The 3,424-nt window shown below is 56.8% G+C and carries 3 protein-coding genes; 1 reads left to right on the top strand and 2 read right to left on the bottom strand.

Annotated features, from left to right (window positions below; genetic code table 11):
- The coding region (lnt, locus tag Q0C48_RS01740) for an apolipoprotein N-acyltransferase (protein ID WP_291520937.1) at nucleotides 1-1,198 on the top strand (1,198 nt) is incomplete at its 5' end.
- Here the strand turns inward: lnt and pmbA are convergent.
- Together pmbA and Q0C48_RS01730 are read right to left on the bottom strand one after the other, a co-directional pair.
- On the bottom strand, nucleotides 1,167-2,513 hold the full coding sequence (gene pmbA, locus Q0C48_RS01735) for a metalloprotease PmbA (protein ID WP_291520935.1): 1,347 nt from the start codon (nucleotides 2,511-2,513) through the stop codon (nucleotides 1,167-1,169). The genes lnt and pmbA overlap by 32 nt on opposite strands.
- A 717-nt stretch (nucleotides 2,514-3,230) precedes the next feature.
- Nucleotides 3,231-3,424 (bottom strand): hypothetical protein (locus tag Q0C48_RS01730; protein ID WP_291520933.1); only part of this gene is annotated, 194 nt, incomplete at its 5' end.

The raw sequence follows: 3,424 nt of genomic DNA, 5'->3' as shown, positions 1-3,424 counted from the left end.
GCTGGCCTTATGGCTGGCTGGCCGTTTTTTTGTCGGAAATGCCCGGCTGCTGGCCCTGCCGGTATTGTGGATTTTGGGGGAGTGGGCGCGGGCACATTTCTTTACGGGCTTCCCCTGGCTGGCGACGGGATATACCCAGACCCATGCCTTCCTCGGCGGTTTCGCGCCCTGGCTGGGGCAGTACGGAGTGGGATTGGCGACCGCCGGTGTGGCGGCCATCCTGGTCTATATGCTGCAGCGGCGGCAGTCCCGTCATGTACTGATGGGGGGTGTCGCCTCGCTCCTCGTGATTTTCGGCGTGGCCATGGCGGCGGCTTCGATGCCCTTCACCCATCCCGCAGGCAAACTGCTGCGGGTGACTTTGCTGCAGGGTAATATTCCCATCACTGAGAAGTGGAATGCTGGCAAAGTCAGTGCCATCCTGCATCACTATGTAAACCTGATTTTACAGACACCGCCCGATACCCAGTTGATCGTCCTGCCGGAGACCGCTTTCCCCATTTTTCAGACGGAGCTGCCCGGTCTGATTGAGCAGTTGCAGCAGTGGTCAGCGATGCACCATAAAATCCTGCTCATCGGTATTCCCGAGGAGGCCGGCCACAAATATTACAATGCGGCCATGGAAATCGACGGGAAGGCACCCTTGCGCTGGTATCAGAAAGAGCATCTGGTGCCCTTTGGGGAGTACATCCCTATGCCCAGCCTGTTCGGGCCGCTGGTGCATCATTTTTTACCGGGACTGGGAAGTTTCTCTTCCGGGCGTGGGCCTTATGCCCTGCCTGTAGATGGGCAGAAAGCCGGTATAACCATCTGCTATGAAGAGTCCTTTTCCCGGGATGTGCGCAAGGGCGTGGAGGAGGGGGCCACCTTTCTTTTGAATATCAGTGATTATGCCTGGTACGGCCACAGCATCGCCGCCGCACAGAGTCTGCAGATGGCGGCCATGCAGTCCCTGCAGGAGCAGAAGCCCGATGTTCGCGCGACCAATACGGGCATTACCGCCCTGATCTCACCGCATGGACGGGTGGTTTCGCAATTGCCCCAGTTTGTGGTGGGCACCCTGAACGGGGCCATACAGCCGATGGCCGGAGAAACACCCTTCGGACGCTGGGGCAGTCTCCCCTATCTGCTGTTGAGTTCGGTTCTTCTGCTGGTGGCCGTTGTCCTCAGTCGCCGGCAATCATCATCTCGTCGATGAGGATGGAGGGGCAGCCGGTGTTGCCGTGAATGAGCAAGTCATTGCCCACGGCGCACATGCCCTGGAACATACCCTGCAAGGTCCCGGCGATGGTGATCTCTTCGACGGGGTACTGAATCTCCCCGTGCTCTACCCAGAAGCCCGCCGCGCCCCGTGAGTAGTCGCCGGTTACCATGTTGATGCCGAAGCCGATGAGCTCGGTAACCAGCAGGCCGCGCCCCATCTGGCGGAGCAGTTCATCCAGAGATGCCTTGCCCGGCTGCAAGGTGAGATTGTGGGCGCCGCCGGCATTACCCGTGGTCTTCATGTTTAATTTGCGGGCGCTGTAACTGTCGAGGATGTAGCCTTCCAGTACGCCCCCGGAGATGATGTTGCGGTTGCGGGTGGCGACCCCCTCGCCATCGAAACTGCAGCTACCCAACCCGAGCCGCCGTAAAGGTTCTTCATAAATGCGAATGTGTTCCGGGAATATCTGTTTGCCAAGACTGTCCACCAGAAAGGAGCTTTTGCGATACAGGCTGCCGCCGCTGATGGCGCTGGCGAGGTGGCCGATAAGGCTGGACGCGACTTGGTTTTCAAAAAGCACCGGGGCCTTGGTGGTGGCCACCTTGCGGGCATCCAGACGGCGCAGGGCGCGTTGAGCGGCTATCTTACCGATAGCCTCCGGTGTCGCCAGGGCGTCAGCGGCACGGGCCACATCGTACCAGTAGTCCCGTTGCATGCCCCCTTTGCTGTCTTCGGCAATCACCGAGCAGGACAGGCTGTGTCGCGACGAACGGCTGCTGCCCATGAAACCCAGGCTATTGCCATAGATCGACGTGCCCTCGCCGGTGCCGAGGCTGCCGCCTTCGGAGTTGTGAATGCGCGGATCGCTGTCACGGGCGGCCGCCTCGCAACGACGTGCCAGATCAGCGGCGGTGTCAGCATCTATGGACCAGGGATGATAAAGGTCCAGATCCGGGAAGTCCTTGGCGAGCAGTTCGGGATCGGCAAGCCCGGCAAAAGGGTCTGCCGCCGTATGCCGGGCAATGGTGAGCGCCGCTGAAACGGTTTCTGACAAAGCCTTGCGGGAAAAGTCCGAGGTGGAGGCGCTGCCTTTGGACTGACCCAGATAGACCGTGACCCCCAGCCCCTTGTCCTGGTGGTATTCGATGGATTCCACTTCCCCCAAGCGCACGGTTACCGACAAGCCTTTGCCGGTGCTGGCGGAAGCCTCTGCCGCACTGGCACCTTGCTCGCGGGCAAGGTTGAGCATGTCGTCAACGATTTGGGTCAGGGCGCTGGTATCGAGGGTGGAGTGGGGGGCTTGGCTCATGAGGTGTTTTCCCGCAGGTGATGGAACGATCTTTTCATCTTACCCCCAAGCTTTAGGGCAGGGGAAGCTTGGGACCGCGAAGATTGCCATACGACAGAAACTGGGTGTTTATACGTAAATGAGAATTGTGAACGTTATTGCTCAAAAGACATCCGTGCGATCCTAGCTCATTGTTTATTAATATATAGGAATGGAATAACGCTTTTCTGACCCAATGTCGCATTTAAAAGGAGCGTGACTACGATGAAAGGAGTCGTCGAACATCCAGCAGCAGGTTGAATTGGTCATGCGAAAGCCATCGTTTCGTGAAGTCAGTGTCCTGTGCGTTACCATGGAACGGTTTTCTGAATGCCCGTCATGACGGGCATTTGTAAGTGTCTGGTGCGAAAGGGGGGACTCGAACCCCCACGGCCGTAACCGCTGGAACCTAAATCCAGTGCGTCACGTTTTTTGTCTATTTTGAATCAGCGACATACGGCACGTTATCTTTTTAATACAACGGCTTGTGTAAGTTTTTGCATTTCGCCATTCCTTGCGATTCCCTGTCATTCCCGCCCTGATTTGCACGCCACTTGCACGCGGTACCCTTCCAAAAACCGATACCCGACTTAGACTGATTCCATTGACGGGATTTATTTTCATGAGCGATCCGCGCTTTTATCAACTCACAGTAAACTTTCAATGAGTTTTGACAGACGCGGTGAACCTCGCTCACGTTTAGCCCCAAAATAACGCTATTGTGTATAACATAGCGTTATTTACTCTATTGATTAGATTGACGAAAATATTGACGGCTACGTAAAATCGGCTATATTTGATGACCAGGGTGCTGCGCAGCTCCAAACTGCGCGGGCCGGGTTGGAGCCCGGTGCTTTTTTTCTCCTGGCCACCCTCGCCAAAATAAATAGGCG

The sequence above is a fragment of the Acidithiobacillus sp. genome, from assembly GCF_023255755.1.
Classification (GTDB): Bacteria; Pseudomonadota; Gammaproteobacteria; order Acidithiobacillales; family Acidithiobacillaceae; genus Acidithiobacillus.
The sequence above is the reverse complement of the archived record's forward strand: the minus strand, read 5'-3'. Positions and strand labels throughout refer to the sequence as shown.